A 20,294-nucleotide genomic window follows, 5' to 3' on the forward strand; every position below is an offset into this window, starting at 1 on the left:
GCCCTGGCCACTGTGCCCTGTGGGTATCGCTGTCGAAGGCGGGCAGTCCACCTTCCGGCTGTCAGTGCGTTCCGTTGAGGCAGGTGGGGCAACCCGGAAGGCGCTCACCGTGATGGAGAGATCTCTTGAAGCGAGCCTCTTCCTCAACTGGAGCCGGCAGCTCGGCAGTGAGAATCGGTCGTTCCGGGAGCGCGTCACGGTCTACCAGAGCACCGCCCTTGAACACGGCGTGGATGCTTTCGTAGTTTTTGGCGCCCTGCAAAGGGTCCTCGTCGAGGACAAGCATGTCGGCGACCTTACCCACTTCGAGCGTCCCGAGATCAGCGTCGACCTTGTAGGCCTTGGCAATGTTGCGCGTCGCCGCACGGAGCAGATCGATCGGCGACATGCCCTTCTCCTCCATGGCTCTCAGCCAGACGAAGTGACCTGACGCCAGCCGGCCCAGAGCCTCCTCCTCGGGCAGTCCGTTCCAGGTGCCCTTGATCAGGGGCTCCTGCATGACTTCCGGAGCGAAAATCCCTCCGTCATTGGCGAGGAGAATCATCGCACCGGACTCGATGAGAGTGCGGGCATTGGCATCCGATGCCTTCCACATCGTCCATTCATGGTCCGAGACGGATTCCTTGAGATGCGCCAGACCGTGATCGGTGAGCGGAAAGACGACGGCGCCGCACTCGCCCTGTGCGAGGAGCTCAAGGGTTTCACGCGGGATCTCGGTCGGCCCGGTCATGTTGCAGTGCTGCACGAGGTCGCACCCCGCCTCGATCGACATCCGAAGCCCTTCGACCGACGAGGTGTGCGACTGCACGGTCAACCCGGCACGATGAGCTTCCTCGACGATGGCGCGCTGCGTTCGTTCCGAGAACTGGATGAAGGCGCCGGCTGATGTACCGCCGTGCTCGTTCGACGCATACTTGACGAAGTCGATCCCGTGTCCGATGTATTGACGAACCTCGTCCCCGACCGCTTCCGGCGTGAGCCACATCAAGTGTCGCCCAGTGTTCTCGACCCACGTGGCATTTACTCGGTCGACGAAATGAGTGGTGCCGATACCCGGGATTCTCGAATCGAAGTCTCCGGAAAACGGGCCGTCGAATCCGATGATGTTTCCCGCGCAACGAATACGGCTGCCGACGATCTCGCCCCGTTCGATCCTGTCACGGACCGACATGAGCGCACGCCGCGGCCCCCATGTGTCGAACACTGTCGTCATGCCGGCCCGGAGTGCGACCTGGGCGGCCTCTGCGATCAAGTCATCGTAACGCCCCTCGTATCGAACGAGCGTTTCGAAAAGAGCGTTGATGAACAGGTGCACGTTGGCGTTCATCAATCCAGGAATGATGAACTTTCCGCTGAAATCGATCGTCTCGGTGTCCGCCGGGACCGTGAGCTCATCCGGGCGGCCGATGGCCACGATGCGACCGTTCTCAACGAGGATCGACCGACCGTCGATACCCGTCTCGGAGACGCCGTCGATGACAGTCGCGCCAGTCAACAGGAGTGACATTGTGTTCCTTCCACGATCGCCCGTGTTCTTCCGAAAGGATGAGCACGTTGCCTTGATTCCTCCCACGCGGCCAAGCACTTGCGTTCAGCGCCAGACGTTCTCCGCCACACGGAGGAAGTTCTCGCCGAGGATGCCCCGGATGGCCTCGGTCGGATAGGAGCGATCCGCCAGTGCCGTCGCGATGGCCGGCAGTCGCTCCGGCTCGACGAAGTCAATGCGATCCCACTTCGCATAACTCGGTGGGAACAGATCGGGGTTCTGAGCCAGCTCCTCGTTGAGATCGTCGGCCTCGAAGCAGAAGTCGAGTCCAAGACCCACGTGCTCCCAGCCGACCAGGTCCACGGCGTGGTCGATGTGGCGGACAAGCGCCTCGGTGCTGGTGTCGTTGGCACCCAGGAAGATGCCGACCCCGTTGATGCCGATGACACCACCCGTCTCAGCGCATGCCTGGATCTGGTCGTCCCACACGTTGCGCTGATGGTCATGGACCGCACGCGTCGCCGAATGGGAAAGCACGACAGGTGCCGTCGAGGCGGCGAAGACATCCATCGACGTGCGATAGGAACAATGGGTTGCGTCGACGACCATGCCCACACGATTCATCTCCGCCACCACCTCTCTGCCGAACTCGGTCAGACCGCCGTCGGAGTCGTCGTGGCACCCCGAACCAGCCGCGTTCCGCTGGTTGTACGTGAGCAGCATGGTCCGGACACCGAGGTCGTAGTAGGTCTGTACGGTGTCGATGCGTCCACCCAACGGACGCGTGTCCTCAAGATCGAACGCGACCGCGAGGCGCCCGGTGGCCTTGGCCTGACGTACGTCGTCGGCCGAGTCGGCCATGACGTAACGGTCAGGGTTCGTGAGCACGTGACGGCGGAAGGAGGAGATCACCTTGATCGTGTCGGCGATGTCGTGAGGCGCGTAGCCCACGTTCACCGAGACGAATGAGGCGCCGGCTTCGGCGTAACGCCACAACTCGTCGACGCGGGTGTCCGGGTCGAGCGGAAGGCAGCAATGCTGCTCCCACACCAGCGCCTGGGCGTACTCGGCCGCAAAGGCGGGCTGCGTCGTCGTGTGCTCCTGTTTCATGGATCTCCCAGAGCCGATGGGCGGGTCTCGGCCGAATGCTAGGACGACGTGGGACGACGGACGAGCGCCAGCTGTCGTACGGCTGAGGACAGTCGATCGACAAGTGTCGTGACGGGGCAGTGGCGCGAGGCTCCGCTGGCGGCGCGGTGCACAGTTCTCCTGGAGACGGCATGTCCCGGGGCCGTGTGGCGCACGGTGGTCACCACGAGACAAGAAGACGATTGAGGCCGCGGGTCGCATGACCGGTTTTCCAGTCCAGGGCGTGTAGGTCTTCTGCCAGGGAAACAGGCGGCAGACGGGTGAGCACCCCTCGAACCGCTTCGGTCAGCTGGATCTTTGCGAGGTGCGACCCCAAACAGCGATGCACCCCGTGCCCGAAGGTGAGGTGAATGGGCCGAAATGAGTTTTTCACGTCGGCCTCGGGGAGGCCGTAGTTTGCGCCCAAGACGTCCACGACCACTGCTTCTCCCGGCCCGATGGTCAATCCGGCCATTTCGACGGACTCCGTCGCCATTCGTGCGAAAGTTGTGGTGACTGCGGGATTGGTGCGCAATGTGTCTTCGACGAATTCCGGAATCAGGGACGGCGTGTTCCGCAGTGCGTCAGCCTTCTCGGGTCGACTCAGTAGATCAAGGATGGTCAGCGAGATCTGGTCGACTGTCGTTTCGTAGCCTGCCATGAGGATGGCGAGGCAGAGTGTGACCATGGCCCGGTTGGTCAGTTTTCCGTATCTGTCGCACGCCTCGATCAGCACGCTGATCAGATCTGCACCGCGCTTCTTTTCTTTCCTCTTGCGGGCAATCAGGCTCATCATGTAGCGGATCAGGCTCAAGGTGCGGTCCTCGCCGTCAACCGGCGCGCTGGTCAGGTCGAACAAGACCGCGACGTGCCCAGCGAAGTAGTTTCTGTCTTCTAACGGAATTCCCATGACATGGCATATGACGTGTATGGGGAGCGGTACGGCAAGTCCGGATACGAGGTCGCCCTGCGGACCTCGACTCGCCACGTCGTCCAACAGCTCTGTGACGAGACTTTCGACGAAAGGCTGCAGTTCCGCAACCCGTGACTGCGTGAACGTCCCGGCGACGAGTCTGCGAAGTTGCGCATGCTCCTGGCCGTCCATACTGATGATGGATTCCGGGGAGGGATCGGTGATGCCCATCTTGGCACCCTCCGGACCAGCCGCCAGGGATCTGCTGAACCGCTTGTCGGAGAGTATCTGGCGCGCGAGATGATAATCGCTGACGACCCACATGCCCGCGCCACTGGGGGCCTTTGCCCACTGCATTTTGACATCGTCGGGCAGGGGTGGCGGATCCAAGAAGTCTGGTAGCGGTCCCCAGGAAGGGCAGAAGCCACTGCGTTCGGTACTCTTGTCCACCGTGCCCCTTGGTGCTTTTCTACGTCCAGACCGGACATAAGGCTTGCAGGGCGCCTTGGGGTTTGTCCCGGGTCGTCAGGCAGCATGAATTCTCGTCGCGCCACGACTAAATTCGGGCTTCTCCTGTGAATAAATCATTCACTGCGCATGGTTACCCTAAGCCGCTGACTCCATCGAGTCAAGACCGAACGTTCTGCCCCGATGGAGTGCTGGCGGACGGTGCCGAGACGTGCCGCTCCGGTGGGCCGTGGCGTGCTCTCGCCGGCCCTGGCAGGAGCGGGTGATCATGAGGTCGCCGGCTTGCTGACTGTCAGCCGCCTCGATGCCACCGCACTGCGGCATCACACATGCGTGACATGCCGGGCCTCCGGCGGGGCGCTCACTGACAAGGGCATCGAACCGGCGGCCCAGCCGCGCTGCCGTGTTGGAGCGCTCACCGGCGTCTCGCCGTTCTGGGGCCCGAGTGCCGGCCTCAGTTGTCCAGGAGGGCGGGGCGCCCGCTCCTCAGCGGACCTTTCGGACCCGGGTGACGCTGAAGGCGCCGAGGAGTCCGAACACGGCTCCTCCCAAGAACAGGCCGGGGTAGCCGAACGCGCCGATGACGCCCGGGGCCGCGATGGGGATGATCGACTGGGGCAGCGACTGGGCGAGGTTGGCGACGCCGAGGTCCTTGCCCGCGGTCTCCTCGTTCGGCAGGACGTCCGCGAGCAGAGCGAGTTCGACGGCGAAGAACGCGCCGGTTCCCGCGCCCAGGATGAGCTGGCCGAGCAGCAGCATGGGTATCGACGTGGACAGTGCGATGAGGGCGAGGCCGGCGGTCGCTATGAGGGATGCGGTGATGACGAACGGCTTGCGTCGGCCGACCTTGTCGGAGAGCCAGCCGAGTACCGGAGTGACGAGGAGCAGGCCTACCGCATTGGCGAGCACGGCTTGGAACACCTTGGTCGGTGCTTCGGCGTCACTCACGTCGAAGTTCGCTATCAGGAAGTACGTCAGGTAGCCGGTGGCGGTGAACTGCGTGGTGTTGAGGAAGAACCGGGTCAGCCAAGCCCAGCCGAGGTCGGGATACCGGCGGGGGTTGAACACGAAGGAGCCGAACAACGCCTTCATGTCGAACTGCTCGGCCGGGCGTTCGGTCCGGGTGCGGTCCTTGATCGGGGCGATCGCGCCGAGCATGAGTACGAGGCCGAACAGGCTCGGAACGAGGACCTGAAGGGTCCCGATCGGGAAGAGCTGCACCAGGAACGTCGCGCCGACCCCGCCTACGTTCTGGGCCAGGCTGATGAAGGACGCGACGCGACCGCGGCGGTGAGGTTCCACCTGGTCGGGCAGCATCGCTATCAGGGCGGCGAGTGCGAAGTTGAGGCCGACCTGTGCGACGCTCCACCCGAGCAGGACGAACAAGACGTTCGGTGCGTACGCGATGACGGCGATGCCGACGTAGCTGATGAGGGCTCCGGCGAGGATCCACGGCTTCCGCATCCCGTGGCGGCTCATGGTCCGGTCGGACAGCCGCCCGGCGAGCGGGTTGGTGACGAACGAGAAGAAGGCGCCCACACCCAGGACGAGCCCGAGGTTCGCGGCCGAGTCGGCGCGGTCGAGCTCGCGCAGCCGCAGAGCGATGGTGATCGCCAGAGGCGGGACCAGGGCGATCGACCAGCCGAGCAGTGCGAGAGGTATCGCAGCGGCGGCGTACTTGGACGGCGGCCTTACGGCGTACCGCGGGGGAGTAGGGGGCAATACCGAGGGTCTTGGATCGGTGCCGGTGGTGACAGGGGTGCTGCTTGATTCGTCCACATCAAGGTCCTCTGGCTGAGGTAGACGCGGCAGGTGCGTCAACGTGGGCGAACCGTAACACCGAATTGTTCCAGGTGGAACTTTTTCTTCATGAGGTGGTGCCGAACAGCCCTCCAGGCTGGTGAAATGCTTGCGAGGCCAGGTTCGACGCCGGTCAGGCCTGTCGGGAACCTTCGGCGGTCTGCGTTTCCAGCAGGTGCTCCAGCAGGGCCATGCCGGCGGACATGTCCGCCTCGGTGTCGAGCAGCGCCTGCGTGGACAGGCCGTCCATCGCCGCGACCAGCAGCGAGGCCGCCGTGTCGAGGGGGATGTCGCTGCGCAGGGTCCCACGGTCTCGGTGGAATTCGAGGATGAGCCTGGCTTCCGCCCGGATCGACCGATAGCGGGCGCGGAAGAACTCGCGCGAGCTGCCGTAACCCGGCTCCAGTGCGCGTGCCACCATGCTGTGCCGCAAGGCCATGAGACCCGGTGTCTTGAGTACGTAGTTGGCGGCGAGCGCGGCGAACCCCGGCTCCAGGCCGCTGTCGTGAGCCGCCGCCAGCGCTTGCCGGTCCTTCTCCCGCAGTACCTCCAGGAAGAGGTCCTCGCGAGTCTCGAAATATCGCCGCAGTGCGGCATGGCTCACGCCGATGGCTTCACCGATCGCGCGCAGTGACGTTCCCTCGAACCCGAGATCGGCGAAGACCTCGACCGTGCGGTCGAGGATCTGCTGGCGACGGAGGATCCCCTTCGGGTAGCGCCCGCGAGACCCGGTGCCCGACAGCGGGGACACCTTTCCCCCGTCTTCCTTGGTCATTCTGGGCAGCCCTTCCGTCGCTCGGTGTGCAGCGATGCAAACACTAGCGAAAGAAAAAGTTCCACGTGGAGCTTTTTGGTGTTAGCGTGCGGACATGTTTGACGACGACACTCAGGCGCAGCTCCGCATCGGCAATGTGGTCAGCTCCCGGCTAGCCCCGAACCTCTTCCGACGGACCGCGCCCCTGACGGTGACGGCGTGGGAGGTCCCCGACGAACCCGTTCCCTTCGCGGAAGCCGTCGACCAGCCCTTCAACCCGTTCTCCGTTGGGCAACGATGGAGCAAACCGTGGGGCACCACGTGGTTCCACGTGACCGGCGAGATGCCTGCCGGATGGGGGCGCGAGGGCACGGCCGTCCAGTTGCTCGTGGATCTGGGATTCAGCGGTCTGCTGCCGGCATTCCAGGCCGAAGGCATGGTGTACCGACCCGACGGCTCGATCGTGAAGGGCATCGAGCCCTTCAATCATGTGATCGACGTCGATCCGGAGCGAACCACGGAGATCGACTTCTACATCGAAGCCGCATCCAATCCCAACCTGCTTGAGCACTTCTTCGTCACCACTCTTGCCTCGGCGGCCGGAGGCGCGCCGCTGCCCTCGGGCTTCGCCGCACCCACCAGGTCGCACACGGTGCACCTGGGTGACAAGGCCACGGCCGGCACCGAACCCATCTACACACTGCGCAAACTTGCCCTGGTGGAACGCGATCTCGCCGTGGACTCGCTGCTCCAGGATGTCTCCGCGCTCATGGGACTCATGGGTCAGCTCGATCCTGCCTCCCCGCGCCGCGCGGCGATCCGCCACGCGCTGGAGCGGATGTGTGACGTCCTCGATCCCGACGACGTCACCGGCACGACCACAGCGGCCGCGGGCGAACTGAGTGAGGTCCTCACCTCTCCCGCCCACTCAAGTGCCCACTCGATCGTGGCGGTGGGGCACGCGCACCTGGACTCCGCCTGGCTCTGGCCCACCCGGGAGACGGTCCGCAAGGCGGCACGCACCTTCTCGAACGTACTGACCCTGATGGACGCCGATCCCGACTTCGTCTTCGCCGCCACCAGCGCTCAACAGTTCGCCTGGGTCAAGCAGTTCTACCCGGAGCTGTTCGAGCGGATCCGGACCAGGGTCCACGAAGGGCGGTTCATACCGGTCGGCGGTATGTGGGTCGAGAGTGACACCAACATGCCCGGCGGTGAAGCCCTCGTACGGCAGTTCCTGCTGGGACAGAACTTCTTCCTCCGCGAATTCGGTGCCCTGTCCCGGGAGGCATGGCTGCCGGACTCGTTCGGTTTCACCGCGGCGTTGCCCCAGATCGCACGCGGCGCCGGCACGGACAGTTTCCTGACGCAGAAACTCTCCTGGAACGACACCAATCGGATGCCCCACCACACCTTCCTCTGGGAAGGACTCGACGGCACCCGGATCTTCACCCACTTCCCGCCGAACGACACCTACGGCTCCGACCTCGGAGCCGGTGACCTGGCGAAGGCGCAGAAGCAGTACGCCGAGCAGGGCGCCTCGAACACGTCCCTGACACTCTTCGGCTGGTCCGACGGCGGAGGCGGCCCCACCCCGGCGATGCTGGCCGCCGCCCACCGCAACCGCAACCTCGAAGGCGCCCCCCGCGTCACGCTCGGCTCACCCACGCGGTTCTTCGACGAGGCCAAGGAGACGCTGGCCCAACCGGCCGTCTGGTACGGCGAGATGTACCTGGAGGCACACCGCGGCACCTACACGAGCCAGGCCAAGACGAAGCAGGGCAACCGGCGCAGCGAACATCTCCTGCGCGAGGCCGAACTGTGGAGTGTGACCGCGGCGGTCCGCGGGCTGATCGACTACCCGTATGACGAGTTCGAGTCGATCTGGCAGACGGTTCTGCTGCAGCAGTTCCACGACATCCTGCCCGGATCGGCCATCGCCTGGGTGCATGACGAGGCCGAGGAGATCTACCAGGAGGTGGCGGTCCGCCTGGAGGCTCTGATCGAAACGGCGCAGCGGGCCCTTGCCGGTCACGGCAGCGAGCGGGTTGTCTTCAACGCCGCCCCGGTGACGGTCGGGAGCAGTCCGGCCCTCGGCGCCGTGACCGCTGACTCGGCCCCGCAGGATGCCGTGGTCATTCACGCTCGGACCGACTCCGGGTACGTGCTGCAGAACGGCCATGTCACCACGCGCTTCGACGCGGACGGACAGCTGATCTCGTACGTCGACCGCAAAACGGGCCGGGAACTGATCGCTCCGGGTCAGGCAGCGTCCGTCCTGCAGATCTTCCGTGACATCCCCAACATGTTCGAGGCCTGGGACATCGACCGCGCCTACCGGCGCTCGATGACCGAGTTGCGCACCCCGGACTCCGTCGAGATCGTCGACCGGACCCTCGTGGTGCACCACACCTACGGAAAGTCATCGTTCACCCAGCGCTACTGGCTGGCAGAGGACGACGGCGAGCTGCAGATCGAGACCGTGGTCGACTGGCACGAACAGGAGAAGCTTCTCAAGCTCGCCTTCCCGCTGGACCTGCGCGCCGACGAAGCGGCATCGGAGATCCAGTTCGGCCACGTCCGACGCCCTACTTTCGTCAACACCTCCTGGGACCACGCACGATTCGAGACGGTTGCGCACCGCTGGGTCCATGTGGCGGAGGGCGACTTCGGTGCCGTGGTCGCCAACACCTCGACCTACGGTCACGACATCACTCGTACCGTACGGGACGATGGCGGAACCACCACGGTGGTGCGAGAGTCGCTGCTCCGAGCACCGAAGTACCCCGATCCGGAAGCCGATCAAGGCGTCCACGTCCTGCGTACCGTTCTCGGTGTCGTGGGCGGCGTCATCGACGCGGCATCCACCGGTTACCGTACGAATCTGCCGACCCGCATCCTGGACGACGCCCACCAGGGCGTCGAGCCTGTGGTCACCGTCTCCGCGGATTCCGTCTTCGTGGAAGCGATCAAACTGGCCGAGGACCGTTCAGGCGACCTCATCGTGCGACTCTACGAAGCGGGTGGGTCACGCGCCGGCGCGGTCATCCATCCCAACTTTCCCTTCGCCGCGGCCTCGTTGACCGACCTGCTGGAACGTGACCTCGACCAGCGGACATGGCATTCGCACGAGACCATCGAACTGGTTCTGCGGCCTTTCGAGATCGCGACGCTGCGCATCAGCCGAGCCCGGTAGAGGCACGATGTGCCGCCCGCTCTCCGACCAGTGACCTGTCGCTGCTGGGCACGCCATGGTGTCGATGAGTCATGGAGATCCTCGGATCTTCCTGACGGAGACGAAGGCCGATTCGACCGGGAGATCCCTTCCTACGCCGTCGATGCCGACCGATGGATCCGCGGGCGGCGATGGTCCGACCAGCGCCTCCCCGCGAACACAGCAAGACCCCCCGTCGCCAGGCACTGCCAGAAGCAATGTCCGGGTGCGAGGGCCCAGCGGAACCATCGTGGACCACGTCCCCGTGGCGCCGCGTGAACGATGTGCCGCTGACGCCGTCTCATGTGTGCCCCTCTCGCAAGTCGCCGTGAGGCCGTCCCGCAAGGTGGCGGTGCAGGAACGCTACGGCGCCGGCGACGCCATACGCCTGCTCACTCCCATGCGTCCGCCCTCGTGTTCGGCGAGTGCGACATGGGCGCCCCCGCGACAGCGCGACGCCAGTTCTCGTGCTGCTCCGACTGTCAGGAACCCGTCGGCCGTGCCGTGGTACTTGTACACGGGCGCGGTCGGCGGCCCCCCGAAGTCGATCGGACTGGAGTCGCGAGCGAAGCCCGGCTTGGTGAGCCAGGGCGGTAGGCCGGCGGAAGTGCGCGACTGTGTGCATCGCGGATCCGGTCATCTGCGTGTTGTGCAGGTACGGACGGCGTACATCGAACACCTCCGTATCCGCCCAGTGCACATCCGATGACCCACCGGCCGCCTTCCCGCAGGTGAGGCAGTGGTTCACTGCCCAGATCGCCGACGGCGACGCCGAGTGCGACGTCGATGCCTTCCGGGGCGGCTGAGCGAATCTGTTCAGTGATGTCTTGCGCGGTCGAGGACCTGTTCAGATCGCCCGGGCACCCGGCGCAAAGGCTTTTGCCCCTAGCAGCGGGCCGAAGATCGATACGGTGCGCAAGGCTGGCGCGCACGAGATCTGGCGACCGCAGCGGACTGCTGCGATCCAGCCACCCTTGCCATCCGGCTACTCGTGTTCCAGGAGGGCGCCCTTGGCCTGCCCCGGTCCAACTTGATGCCCTGTGGCAGAGCATCGACCTCGCACAGGTTCTGGTACGAGCAGACGCTCCAGATCGTTCCTGGCGAGGTCGTGCGCGGCACCCTGCGAGACATCTGTCGTGATCGCGGTGGCGCGGGTCGGCGCTCATTCTGGGGTGACGGCATTGCCTTTAAAGGCTGTCCCGTAACTGCGGGAGCATGAGCAACGGCCTCGGCTTCCTAGACATCAGAGGAAGAGGAGTTCGACGTCCTTCGCGGCGCAGAGCCGCAGAACGACCGTCAGCTGTCGGGCCGCGTCAATGTGTGCTTGAGGAACATCGGCCTCGTTCTGCCATTGGTCAACGATCGCTTCCAGTCGGGGCAGGAGCGCGGCGCACTCAGAGGGCGAGAGTTCGCCTCCGCTGTCATCGGGGCGATCGAGGAGCGGCTGGAGTGATGTGGAAACATCACTCCAGGGGCGATCTCCACCGAAGCCCTGCATCTCGGAGAGAGCGAACCCCTCAGCTTGCGCCAGCTGTTGCCGGAACGCGGCGAAGCCGCTGTAGGACCAAGCCACGTCGGGACTGCTGGGGTTTCCGTCTCCCGGGAACAGAATCAGCCCCATGTCGTTCTCCCTTGGTCGTCAGTAAGCAAGGATCAGCCGGAACTAGCGGCGTCTGCAACTGAGATGATCCAGGGTGGTTGGTGTGATCACGGCGTCTGAGCCGTACTGGATAGCCTGGTTCACAGGGCTGAGTCCGAGCTTGTTCGGCAAGCTGGTCAGCGTGGTGCGGCGCGAGGGTACGGACGCGGTCCGAAAGGGCCGGCCTTCGGGCCTGCCGCTGGAGGACCGAGTGTTGCTGGTGGCGGCTTACTGGCGGACGAACTTGACGATGCGCCAGCTCGCTCCGCTGTTCGGGATCTCGAAGTCGGCCGCGGACCGCATCATCGACCACCTCGGCCCGGTGATCGAGCTCCGGCCCCGCAAGAGGTTCGCCAAGGACGCCGTGCTTATCGTGGACGGCACCCTCGTGCCCACCCGAGACCGCGCCATCGCCGCGCAGTCGAAGAACTGCAGGTGTTCCACCAATCACCAGGTCGTCATCGACGCTGTCACCCGACTCGTCGTCGTGATCGGCCGCCCCCTGCCCGGAAACCGCAACGACTGCAAGGCGTGGGAGGAATCCGGCGCCAAAACCGCCGTCGGCAAGACCACCACGATCGCCGACGGCGGCTATCCCGGCACCGGACTCCTCATGCCCCACCGCCGGCGCAAGGACGAAGACCTGCCCGGCTGGAAGAAAGCCCACAACACGTCCCGCAAACAGGTCCGCGCCCGAGTCGAGCACGTCTTCGCCCGTATGAAGACCTGGAAGATCCTCCGCGACTGCCGCCTCAAAGGCGACGGGGTGCACCACGCCATGCTCCACATCGCGCGCCTGCACAACCTCGCCATCACCGGATAGGCAGGTGGCCGACAGCGACCAGGCACGTCACGCAGACCCAAAGATCATTTACGGGACAACCTTTAAGCCCTGATCGAGGCACGCCTCGCTGCAGAGACCGTGCTTCAGACGGAACCCCGGCGGGGGAGAGGCTCTCGCGAGGTAAGGCGCGGCCGGGAGTTGGCGGTCGCATCGCCTGTCCGGTCGTTGGTGTTCAGGACTGTGGTGCGGAGGCGGCTGCGTTCCCGACGAGTTCGGGAATGGTCCGGGCTTTGAGGATGCCTTCGACACCGTGCAGGAAGGTGCTGGAGATCAGCTGCGGGTCGAAGAGGCAGCCAGCCGCCATAGCTCCGTCACGGAGCATGATGAAGTGGCGGCCGGCAGCGTCGGCCGACCTGTCGCTGGTCTGTGCCAGCAGGTCGGTGATGGTGGTGAGGAACCATTGCCGGTGGGCCAGGACGGTCTGGTGGATCGGATGGGCGGGGTCGGAGTACTCGGCCGCCGCGTTGAGGAAGGCACAGCCGCGGAAGCCGGGCGACTGGATACCGTCGGTGATGGATTTGGCCACCGCCCGGACCTGATCGTTCGGTGAGGGGCTGCTGGCCTGTGCGGCGGCGACCTGACCCCGTATGGCCTGGTCGGCCTGCCCGAGATAGGCCAGGACCAGGTCTTCCTTGCTCGCGAAGTGCCGGTACAACGTGGCCCGGGTAACCTGCGCCTCCGCGACGATCCGGTCGATGCCGACGGAATGGATCCCCTCGGCGTAGAAGATCCGGGCTGCCGTGTTGAGCAGCCGCGTCCGCGCTTCGGAAACGATGCCGCTTTCAGTACTCCGACTCATGAGCTCACTGACCACATTCCCAAGAGATAGAACGTTCGTTGTTAGTATAGTACGTCCGAGCTTATGGATGTAAGGGGAAACGACTTCAGGGGTCTCAGCGGTCTCAGCTCGATCGAGTCTGTGAGCTCGTAAGTCGCCTTGCTTGATCGGGGGGAGGGGTAGTCCTCCCCCCCCGATGGGGGCCGTTAAGCCACCGTGACGTCGAGGGTCACGGGAAGGTTGCCGCGTGTCGCGTTGGAGTACGGGCACATCGCATGGGCCGCCTCAACCAGCTTGTCCGCTGTCTCCTGTGTGACGCCGGCCAGTTCGATATGCAGGGCGGCGTTGAGGCCGAATCCACCCTCCGGGGTCTTCACCACCCCCACCTCGGCGATGACAGCGGAGTCGGAGATCTGAGCCTTCTGCTGGGCCGCTACGGCCTTGAGGGCCGAATGAAAGCACGAGGCCCAGCCTGCGGCGAACAGTTGCTCAGGGTTGGTCGCGCCGCCAGGGCCGCCCATCTCCTTCGGGATCGCCAGCGTGATGTCGAGCAGGCCGTCGTTGGTCTGGGCGCGGCCTCCCGCCCTGCCGTCGCCGGTGGACGTGGCAATGCCTCTGTAAAGGGTGTCGGACACTTTTTCTCTCCTGATTGAATAAGCGGCCGCTTGGGCCGCTGCGTCACGTTCACGAACGCGGCTGCCGCTGATGCGGTGGTTGCAGTTCGCCTTGATGGGTAGAACGTTCTGTCTTGTTTAGTTTGGCGCGGAGGGGTGCCCGCTGTCAAGACAGAACGTTCTGCTCTCTAGGGAGATCTCGCGATGCGAGGACGCGAGCCGGACTGTGTGCGACGCCCTGGGCTTACGGCCCGGTCGGCGAACAGACCCGCCTGGAAGACTTTTCAGTCATCAGGGGGCCGGGCCGTATGAGGTCGTGAACGGGCGTCACTGCCCAGCAGTTGAGACCCTGTCCGACTCGGAGAACGGAGCTGTGACGTGAGCGCGCAGGAGCACGTCGACCCCGCGCAAAAAGGTCTCGCACACCACTGACGGATCGAACAGGCACCCAGCGGCTGTTGCGCCGTCACGCATCATCACGAAGTGGTGGGCCGCGGCCTCGGCGGGTGCTTCCCGCACCTTGGCGAGCAACTGCGCAACCGTGTCGAGGAACCACTGGCGGTGGGCGAGTACGGCCAGGTGCACGGGATGGCCGGGGTCGGGATATTCGGCGACGGCGTTGAGGAACGCGCAGCCCCGGAAGCCGGGAACCTGGATCCTCTGCGCTATGGACCTGCTGAGCCTTCGCAAGGCGTCCGCTGCCGAGAGCTCGGCAGCCAGGGCCGCCTCGGCCTGTTCGCGTTCGGCTCGGTGTGACTCGTCCAGGTAAGCGAGTACAAGGTCTTCTTTGCTGGGGAAGTGCCGGTAGAAGGTCGCCCGGGTCACCTGCGCTTCCGTGACGATGCGATCGACGCCGACCGAGTGGATTCCTTCCTCGTAGAAGATCCGGCAGGCCGTGCTGAGCAGTCGGGACCGCGCGTCGGAGGGTCGGCCGGTGAGGTTGTTGCGCGCCATTTTCGATCCTAAAAGGGAGAACGTTCGATCTTGACGAGTCGATAGGGAGATTGACATAGTGGTAGGTAGAACGTTCTCTCTAGGAGACGGGACGATTGCTGGTGCGTCAAGAGAACGGAGTGCAGACGACGTGCTTGGGCCGCCGACGCAGGACCGATCGACCGGGGAGAACCAGGGTGAACTTACGCAGCGAGCCACCATGTGACGCGATGGCACCAGAGCGGCGCGGACTGCCACCCGCGCAGCACCGGACTGTATGCCGCTTCCACCGACACGCGCCCCTGCCGCCGCAGGGCTGTCGGCGGGGAAGTTGCGGTGAAGACCTCACGATCCGCCGAGTCCCCGCCCACCCTCCCCGCTGCATGTCCCGCAGGAGACGCGCCATGCCTTATTGGGCTGTCAGTATCCCGACCCGCACCGCTGAAGGAACGTCCGGCGTCCATGTCTTCATCGTCACCGCCGACCGCCCCGAACAAGCCCGGGGTCGCGCCCTGGCAAGGGCGGACATGCCGACGTCGCTGCGCCATCGCCGCAACGCTGCCCTGCGCCTCGCGGCTTTGACCATTGCCGAGATAACGCCCCGATGGGGCATGTGATGTCCCGCGCCCCGACGGGCTGCTGACGCGCTCGGCAGGGTCTCTTGTCTACACCCGGCCATGCGCAGGGTAGAACGTTCGGTCTATTCTCTGTGGTGTCCTCCGCGTCTTTCTGAAGGATCTCCCCATGTCGGAATCGATTGTCGGCCGCACCCGGCCGCCTGACGCACTCGGCGAGGCCGAGGTCGAGGCGCTGGTCCACGGCATCTGCTTCAAGACCGGACCCCCCGAGCGTCTGGGCGTCGAGGTGGAATGGCTTGTCCACCAACTGGACGCTCCGCGGATGCCCGTGTCGCCCGAACGACTCTCCGCGGCATACGCCGCACTGCGGGCTCTGCCCCTCACGTCCTCCTTGACCGTCGAACCCGGTGGACAGCTGGAACTGAGTTCGCTGCCTGCCACCTCGCTCATGGAGTGCATCCGCACCGTCTCGGCCGACCTGGACTCGGTCCGTGCGGTGCTGCGCGGCGTCGGCCTGGGCCTCGTCGGCCTGGGACACGATCCCTGGCACGCGCCACGCCGTTTTCTGCGGCAGCCTCGGTACGACGCCATGGAAGCCCACTTCGAGCGCCTCGGCCCCGCCGGCCGTCACATGATGTGCAGTACCGCGTCCGTGCAGGTCTGCGTGGACGCCGGCTATGAGGAGCCGGGCCCCCTCGGCCACGTACGTCGTTGGTGGCTGGCGCATCACCTGGGGGCCGTCCTGCTCGCCTCCTTCGCGAACTCGCCTATGGCCGACAACAGGCCCACCGGCTGGCGGTCCACCCGGCAGTTGCGCTGGATGCAGATCGGCACGGGCCGCGCGGGCGGTGCTCCGCTGGACACTCACCCGCGTACGAGCTGGGCGCGGCACGTCCTGGACGCGCCAGTGATGTGCATACGCCGCGACGGCGGACCGTGGGACGTGCCGGACGATCTGACCTTGCGCGACTGGACACGCCACCTGACGCCGAGACCGCCACTGCGCAGCGATCTCGACTACCACATGACCACCCTCTTCCCGCCCGTCCGGCCGCGTGGACACCTGGAATTGCGCATGATCGACGCGCAGCCCGGCGATGACGGCTGGATCGTGCCCCTCGCGGTGACAGCGGCACTGTTCGACGATCGCGAGGCGACCGACATCGCCTGTCGCGCTGTCGAGCCGCTCGCCGCACGCACACTCGGCCGGCAGGCCCCGCACAATCCCCTGTACGAGATCGCGGCCCGCGAGGCGCTCACCGATCCGGGACTGCGGGAGGCAGCCGTCGCGTGCTTCACCGCCGCCCTCGACGCCCTGCCCCGGCTCGGCGCCACGACTGCGGTCAAGGACGCCGTATCCGCGTTCTTCGAGCGCTACGTGGTGCGGGGCCGCTGCCCCGCCGACGACATGCCGGTCAGGGAAGGCAGCACCGGCCACGGCCGGGGAAGCAAGGAGAACGGCCCATGAAGCACCCTGCCGACGACACCCTAGCCACAGCGGCAGGCGAAGCGAGCCCGGACACCGAAACGCTGCATGAGCGGGCTCTCTCCGCACTCATCACCGCTCGCGAACGCACCACCCTGCTGACCAGTTGCGTGGAAGGCCCCGAGCTGACCGCCCAGGTGTCGCCCCTGATGTCGCCCCTCGTGTGGGACCTGGCGCACATCGCCAACCAGGAGGAGCAATGGCTGCTGCGCGCCGTCGCCGGGCAGGAGGCGATCCGGCCCGAGATCGACAGCCTGTACGACGCGTTCGAGCACCCGCGTTCCGAACGGCCCAGCCTGCCGCTGCTCGCGCCCGACGAGGCCCGCCGGTACGCGGCCGACATACGTGCACGAGCCCTGGACGTGCTGCAGGAAGCCGCGTTCCACGGCACGCGGCTGACGGAGGCGGGCTTCGCCTTCGGCATGGTCGCCCAGCACGAACAGCAGCACGACGAGACCATGCTGGTCACCCATCAGCTCCGCGCCGGGCCGCAAGCCCTGACCGCCCCCGATCCCGACCCCGCACCGCTGTTCGCCGGTCCGGTGGAGGTGCTGATTCCCGGCGGGCCGTTCACCATGGGCACGTCGTCGGAGCCATGGGCCCTGGACAACGAACGACCCGCCCACCGACGTGAGGTGGCGGCATTCTTCATCGACACCACCCCGGTCACCAATGCCCAGTTCCAGGCCTTCATCGACGACGGGGGCTACGACGAGCCGCGCTGGTGGGCCCCGGACGGCTGGCAGCACATCCGGCGGCACTCCATCAACGCCCCGCTGTTCTGGCACCGTGACGGTGGTCAGTGGCTGCGGCGTCGCTTCGGAGTCACCGAGGTGGTTCCGGCAGGCGAGCCAGTGATGCACGTGTGTTGGTACGAGGCGGATGCCTGGGCCCGATGGGCCGGGCGGCGGTTGCCTACGGAGGCCGAGTGGGAAAAGGCCGCTCGATACGACCCGGTCGACGACCGCTCGACCCGCTATCCGTGGGGCGACGCGGACCCCGGTCCGGAACATGCCAACCTCGGCCAGCGGCATCTGCGACCGGCGCCCGCGGGCAGCTACCCGGCCGGTGAGTCACCGCTCGGGGTACGGCAGATGATCGGCGACGTCTGGGAGTGGACATCGAGCGACTTCGCACCGTACCCGGGCTTCCGTGCGTTCCCTTACCGGGAGTACTCGGAAGTCTTTTTCGGGTCCGACCACAAGGTGCTGCGCGGTGGTTCTTTCGCCGTGGACGCGGTGGCCTGCCGGGGTACGTTCCGCAACTGGGACTATCCGATTCGGCGCCAGACCTTCTCCGGGTTCCGCACCGCGCGGTCGGCGGAAACCGCCTGATCTCTCTCGCACGCTCCACCCACCGGCAGCGCGCAGTCGATGACCGGAGGCCTTGTAGCGCCCGGTGCGCGAACTGATCCGCACTCACGATCGGTGTAGGTAGAACGTTCTGTATTGACAATCTTCGGGGTCGTCGGCATTCTTGGAGGGCAGAATGTTCTTTCTTCTGGCGGGGGAACGGGCTTGTTCCGTCCCGGCGTCGGCCTCTCGCAGATACGGCGAAGCCGACCATCGGTATCCAGGGCTGAGCGCGAAGCGCCTGCGGGGGGAGACGTCGGCGGTACATGGCGACGACCCGACGACCTTGGTCCAGCGAACTCATAGGAGTTGGTGCGTGAACTCTGAACGACCCGAGAAGCGAGGCGCCCCCGTGGGCAGGCGCGTCTTTCTCGGCACCCTTGGTCTCGGAGCACTGGGCGTCTACGCCGCACCCACCCTGCAACGTGGCACCGAAGCATTTCTGGCCGGTGCCTCACAGCTGGACCCCTCCGGCCTGACCGGCCTGTTGCCCAACGGCGGCGGCTTCCGCTACTACTCCGTGACCACCTCGGTGCCGCACAAGGACGCCACGAACTACCGGCTTACCGTCGACGGCCTGGTGGACCACCCGACGACCTACACGCTCGACGACCTGCGCGCCCTGCCGCAGACCCGGATGGTCAAGGACATCCAGTGCGTCACCGGCTGGCGGGTCCCCCAAACCCCCTTCGAGGGAGTACGGCTGTCCCACCTGCTGGACGCCGCCGGCGTGCACGGCTCGGCGGGGGCCGTCCGCTTCACCTGCTTCGACGGCGCCTACTCCGAGAGCCTCACCCTGGAGCAGGCCCGCCGCTCCGACATCCTGGTGGCGCTGCGCATGCAGGACGAGGACATCAGCCATGCCCACGGGGGCCCGGTCCGCCTGTACGTGGCGCCGATGTACTTCTACAAGTCCGCCAAGTGGCTGTCCGGCATCACCGTCACCGAGTACGTCAAGCCCGGCTACTGGGAGAAACTCGGCTACGACGTCGACGCCTGGGTCGGCAAGTCGAACGGGCGGGACGATGACCCTACGAGCTGAGGCGCACACTCCGCCGACCGCCGAGCTCCGCCGGTTCGGGCCCGCGCAGCGCTGGGTGCACCGCGCGACGGCCCTGCTGATGGGCGTGTGTGTGGTGACGGCATCCTTCCTCTACATCCCGGTGCTCGCGGAGATGGTCGGACGCCGCAATCTGGTGGTCCGCGTTCATGAATGGTCGGGGCTTGCCCTACCGATCCCCGTCCTGGCGGGTCTGTTTTCCCGGCACTTCCGCGCGGACCTCGGGCACCTCAACCGCTTCGGGTCGCACGACAAGGTCTGGCTGCGCGCGGTCCTGCGCCGTGACAAGCGCTACTCGTCCCGGCCGGCGGCCAAGTTCAACGCCGGACAGAAGATCTACGCGAACTGGATCGCCGGTGCGACGCTGGTGATGCTCGGCACGGGCCTGATCATGTGGTTCACCCATCTCACCCCGATCACGTGGCGCACCAGCGCGACTTTCGTCCATGACTGGCTCGCCCTGACCATCGGGATTGTCCTGGCCGGACACATCGGCATGGCCATGGGAGACCCGGAGGCACGCGCCGGCCTGCGTACAGGCACGGTCGATCCCCAATGGGCGAAGCGCAAGCATCCGTTGTGGCGCCCGGGGTCGAAAACGACGCGTTGACCAGCGCAGTGAATGCCCGGTGGCGAGCGGGCACCAAGGGACGCACTCCTTGTTCGCATCCCCTGGTGTCCCTCATGCCTGTCATCGCTGCCCCGTCAGGAAGGCGGCCCAGGTGCGGTAACCGTCTTCACTCACGCCCCAGCTGTCCGCAAGGCTTGCGACGATCATGAGGCCCCGCCCCCGCGGGTCCTCGTCCTGAGCACATGACACCCGGGCAGGTGCCGGATTGGAGTCGGAGACTTCGATCCTCACCTCGTCGGCCGTCTCCGTGATGCGTAGCCCGACCCGGCCGAGGCCATGCTCGATCGCGTTCGACACCAGTTCGGACACGACCAGCCGCATGTCATCGGCGAGTGACGGGTCCAGGTCCCACAGCTGCATGATCGCGAATGCGGCGTTCCGGGCCTGCGGGACGTGGACGAGATCCGGAGTGAGCGTGGTCTCGAAGGCCCGCCGGGGTGGCGTAAGGATCATGGTGGGGGACATGGTGGATCCTCTCGTTCCTCGGGCCACCGAGGTGTGGGCGCCAGTTTCGAGCTGGTGTCCAGCCGGTCGAGTAATGTATGTAACGTTCACTATACGACTGGGAGAAGCTGCGCGCCAGTGCCCCTAGGGCTACAAAAAGGGAAAAATCGTC

17 protein-coding genes are annotated in these 20,294 nt (G+C 65.8%); 7 read left to right on the plus strand and 10 right to left on the minus strand.

Features of this window, described 5'->3' with window-relative positions:
- Positions 1-61: 61 nt before the first annotated feature.
- From ACFWGJ_RS17470 to ACFWGJ_RS17490, 5 genes are all read right to left on the minus strand, one after another.
- Positions 62-1,507, minus strand: coding sequence for an amidohydrolase family protein (locus ACFWGJ_RS17470; RefSeq protein ID WP_387325066.1), 1,446 nt, complete (start codon positions 1,505-1,507; stop codon positions 62-64).
- Between the two features lie 84 nt (positions 1,508-1,591).
- On the minus strand, positions 1,592-2,596 hold the full coding sequence (locus ACFWGJ_RS17475) for a dipeptidase (RefSeq protein WP_387325069.1): 1,005 nt from the start codon (positions 2,594-2,596) through the stop codon (positions 1,592-1,594).
- Positions 2,597-2,795: 199 nt separating this feature from the next.
- Positions 2,796-3,977, minus strand: a complete 1,182-nt coding sequence (locus tag ACFWGJ_RS17480) for a cytochrome P450 (protein ID WP_387325072.1) — start codon at positions 3,975-3,977, stop codon at positions 2,796-2,798.
- 504 nt (positions 3,978-4,481) lie between these two features.
- Positions 4,482-5,774, minus strand: a complete 1,293-nt coding sequence (locus tag ACFWGJ_RS17485; protein ID WP_387325075.1) for an MFS transporter — start codon at positions 5,772-5,774, stop codon at positions 4,482-4,484.
- Between the two features lie 154 nt (positions 5,775-5,928).
- The gene (locus ACFWGJ_RS17490) at positions 5,929-6,570 is read right to left on the minus strand and encodes a TetR/AcrR family transcriptional regulator (protein WP_387325078.1); all 642 of its coding nucleotides are present in this window, start codon (positions 6,568-6,570) and stop codon (positions 5,929-5,931) included.
- A 94-nt stretch (positions 6,571-6,664) separates the two neighbouring features.
- Between ACFWGJ_RS17490 and ACFWGJ_RS17495 the strand changes: the two genes are divergently transcribed.
- Positions 6,665-9,745, plus strand: a complete 3,081-nt coding sequence (locus ACFWGJ_RS17495) for an alpha-mannosidase (RefSeq protein ID WP_387325081.1) — start codon at positions 6,665-6,667, stop codon at positions 9,743-9,745.
- Positions 9,746-11,006: 1,261 nt separating this feature from the next.
- On the opposite strand, the gene ACFWGJ_RS17500 is transcribed toward ACFWGJ_RS17495, so the two are convergent.
- On the minus strand, positions 11,007-11,384 hold the full coding sequence (locus ACFWGJ_RS17500; protein WP_387325084.1) for a hypothetical protein: 378 nt from the start codon (positions 11,382-11,384) through the stop codon (positions 11,007-11,009).
- 73 nt (positions 11,385-11,457) lie between these two features.
- Between ACFWGJ_RS17500 and ACFWGJ_RS17505 the strand changes: the two genes are divergently transcribed.
- Positions 11,458-12,225, plus strand: coding sequence for a transposase (locus ACFWGJ_RS17505; protein WP_387325087.1), 768 nt, complete (start codon positions 11,458-11,460; stop codon positions 12,223-12,225).
- 193 nt (positions 12,226-12,418) lie between these two features.
- Here ACFWGJ_RS17505 and ACFWGJ_RS17510 read toward each other — a convergent pair whose 3' ends face one another.
- The 3 genes from ACFWGJ_RS17510 to ACFWGJ_RS17520 all read right to left on the minus strand — a co-directional run bounded on the left by ACFWGJ_RS17510 (position 12,419) and on the right by ACFWGJ_RS17520 (position 14,592).
- Entirely contained in the window at positions 12,419-13,045 is a 627-nt protein-coding gene (locus tag ACFWGJ_RS17510) for a TetR/AcrR family transcriptional regulator (RefSeq protein ID WP_387325125.1), read from the minus strand.
- Between the two features lie 185 nt (positions 13,046-13,230).
- On the minus strand, positions 13,231-13,659 hold the full coding sequence (locus ACFWGJ_RS17515) for an organic hydroperoxide resistance protein (protein ID WP_387325089.1): 429 nt from the start codon (positions 13,657-13,659) through the stop codon (positions 13,231-13,233).
- A gap of 306 nt (positions 13,660-13,965) precedes the next feature.
- Positions 13,966-14,592: a TetR/AcrR family transcriptional regulator gene (locus ACFWGJ_RS17520; RefSeq protein ID WP_387325092.1), complete on the minus strand. Its 627-nt coding sequence runs from the start codon at positions 14,590-14,592 to the stop codon at positions 13,966-13,968.
- A gap of 383 nt (positions 14,593-14,975) precedes the next feature.
- Between ACFWGJ_RS17520 and ACFWGJ_RS17525 the strand changes: the two genes are divergently transcribed.
- The 5 genes from ACFWGJ_RS17525 to ACFWGJ_RS17545 all read left to right on the plus strand — a co-directional run bounded on the left by ACFWGJ_RS17525 (position 14,976) and on the right by ACFWGJ_RS17545 (position 19,657).
- Entirely contained in the window at positions 14,976-15,188 is a 213-nt protein-coding gene (locus ACFWGJ_RS17525) for a hypothetical protein (RefSeq protein WP_387325095.1), read from the plus strand.
- Between the two features lie 127 nt (positions 15,189-15,315).
- A complete protein-coding gene (gene egtA / locus ACFWGJ_RS17530) occupies positions 15,316-16,617 on the plus strand; it encodes an ergothioneine biosynthesis glutamate--cysteine ligase EgtA (RefSeq protein ID WP_387325098.1) in 1,302 nt (433 codons plus the stop codon).
- On the plus strand, positions 16,614-17,969 hold the full coding sequence (gene egtB / locus ACFWGJ_RS17535) for an ergothioneine biosynthesis protein EgtB (protein ID WP_387325101.1): 1,356 nt from the start codon (positions 16,614-16,616) through the stop codon (positions 17,967-17,969). The genes egtA and egtB overlap by 4 nt, the downstream gene beginning before the upstream one ends.
- A gap of 334 nt (positions 17,970-18,303) precedes the next feature.
- Entirely contained in the window at positions 18,304-19,029 is a 726-nt protein-coding gene (locus ACFWGJ_RS17540; protein ID WP_387325104.1) for a molybdopterin-dependent oxidoreductase, read from the plus strand.
- Positions 19,013-19,657, plus strand: a complete 645-nt coding sequence (locus ACFWGJ_RS17545; RefSeq protein ID WP_387325107.1) for a cytochrome b/b6 domain-containing protein — start codon at positions 19,013-19,015, stop codon at positions 19,655-19,657. The genes ACFWGJ_RS17540 and ACFWGJ_RS17545 overlap by 17 nt, the downstream gene beginning before the upstream one ends.
- A gap of 81 nt (positions 19,658-19,738) precedes the next feature.
- On the opposite strand, the gene ACFWGJ_RS17550 is transcribed toward ACFWGJ_RS17545, so the two are convergent.
- Positions 19,739-20,143: an ATP-binding protein gene (locus tag ACFWGJ_RS17550; protein ID WP_387325110.1), complete on the minus strand. Its 405-nt coding sequence runs from the start codon at positions 20,141-20,143 to the stop codon at positions 19,739-19,741.
- Positions 20,144-20,294 lie beyond the last annotated feature (151 nt).

The sequence above is a fragment of the Streptomyces sp. NPDC060205 genome (genome assembly GCF_042728395.1).
Classification (GTDB): domain Bacteria; phylum Actinomycetota; class Actinomycetes; order Streptomycetales; family Streptomycetaceae; genus Streptomyces.

Coding starts and splice junctions, on each gene's coding strand:
- ACFWGJ_RS17470 (WP_387325066.1), bottom strand. CDS start 1,507: ATGTCACTCCTGTTGACTGGCGCGACTGTCATCGACGGCGTCTCCGAG.
- ACFWGJ_RS17475 (WP_387325069.1), bottom strand. CDS start 2,596: ATGAAACAGGAGCACACGACGACGCAGCCCGCCTTTGCGGCCGAGTAC.
- ACFWGJ_RS17490 (WP_387325078.1), bottom strand. CDS start 6,570: ATGACCAAGGAAGACGGGGGAAAGGTGTCCCCGCTGTCGGGCACCGGG.
- ACFWGJ_RS17495 (WP_387325081.1), top strand. CDS start 6,665: ATGTTTGACGACGACACTCAGGCGCAGCTCCGCATCGGCAATGTGGTC.
- ACFWGJ_RS17500 (WP_387325084.1), bottom strand. CDS start 11,384: ATGGGGCTGATTCTGTTCCCGGGAGACGGAAACCCCAGCAGTCCCGAC.
- ACFWGJ_RS17510 (WP_387325125.1), bottom strand. CDS start 13,045: ATGAGTCGGAGTACTGAAAGCGGCATCGTTTCCGAAGCGCGGACGCGG.
- ACFWGJ_RS17520 (WP_387325092.1), bottom strand. CDS start 14,592: ATGGCGCGCAACAACCTCACCGGCCGACCCTCCGACGCGCGGTCCCGA.
- ACFWGJ_RS17525 (WP_387325095.1), top strand. CDS start 14,976: ATGCCTTATTGGGCTGTCAGTATCCCGACCCGCACCGCTGAAGGAACG.
- egtA (WP_387325098.1), top strand. CDS start 15,316: ATGTCGGAATCGATTGTCGGCCGCACCCGGCCGCCTGACGCACTCGGC.
- egtB (WP_387325101.1), top strand. CDS start 16,614: ATGAAGCACCCTGCCGACGACACCCTAGCCACAGCGGCAGGCGAAGCG.
- ACFWGJ_RS17545 (WP_387325107.1), top strand. CDS start 19,013: ATGACCCTACGAGCTGAGGCGCACACTCCGCCGACCGCCGAGCTCCGC.
- ACFWGJ_RS17550 (WP_387325110.1), bottom strand. CDS start 20,143: ATGTCCCCCACCATGATCCTTACGCCACCCCGGCGGGCCTTCGAGACC.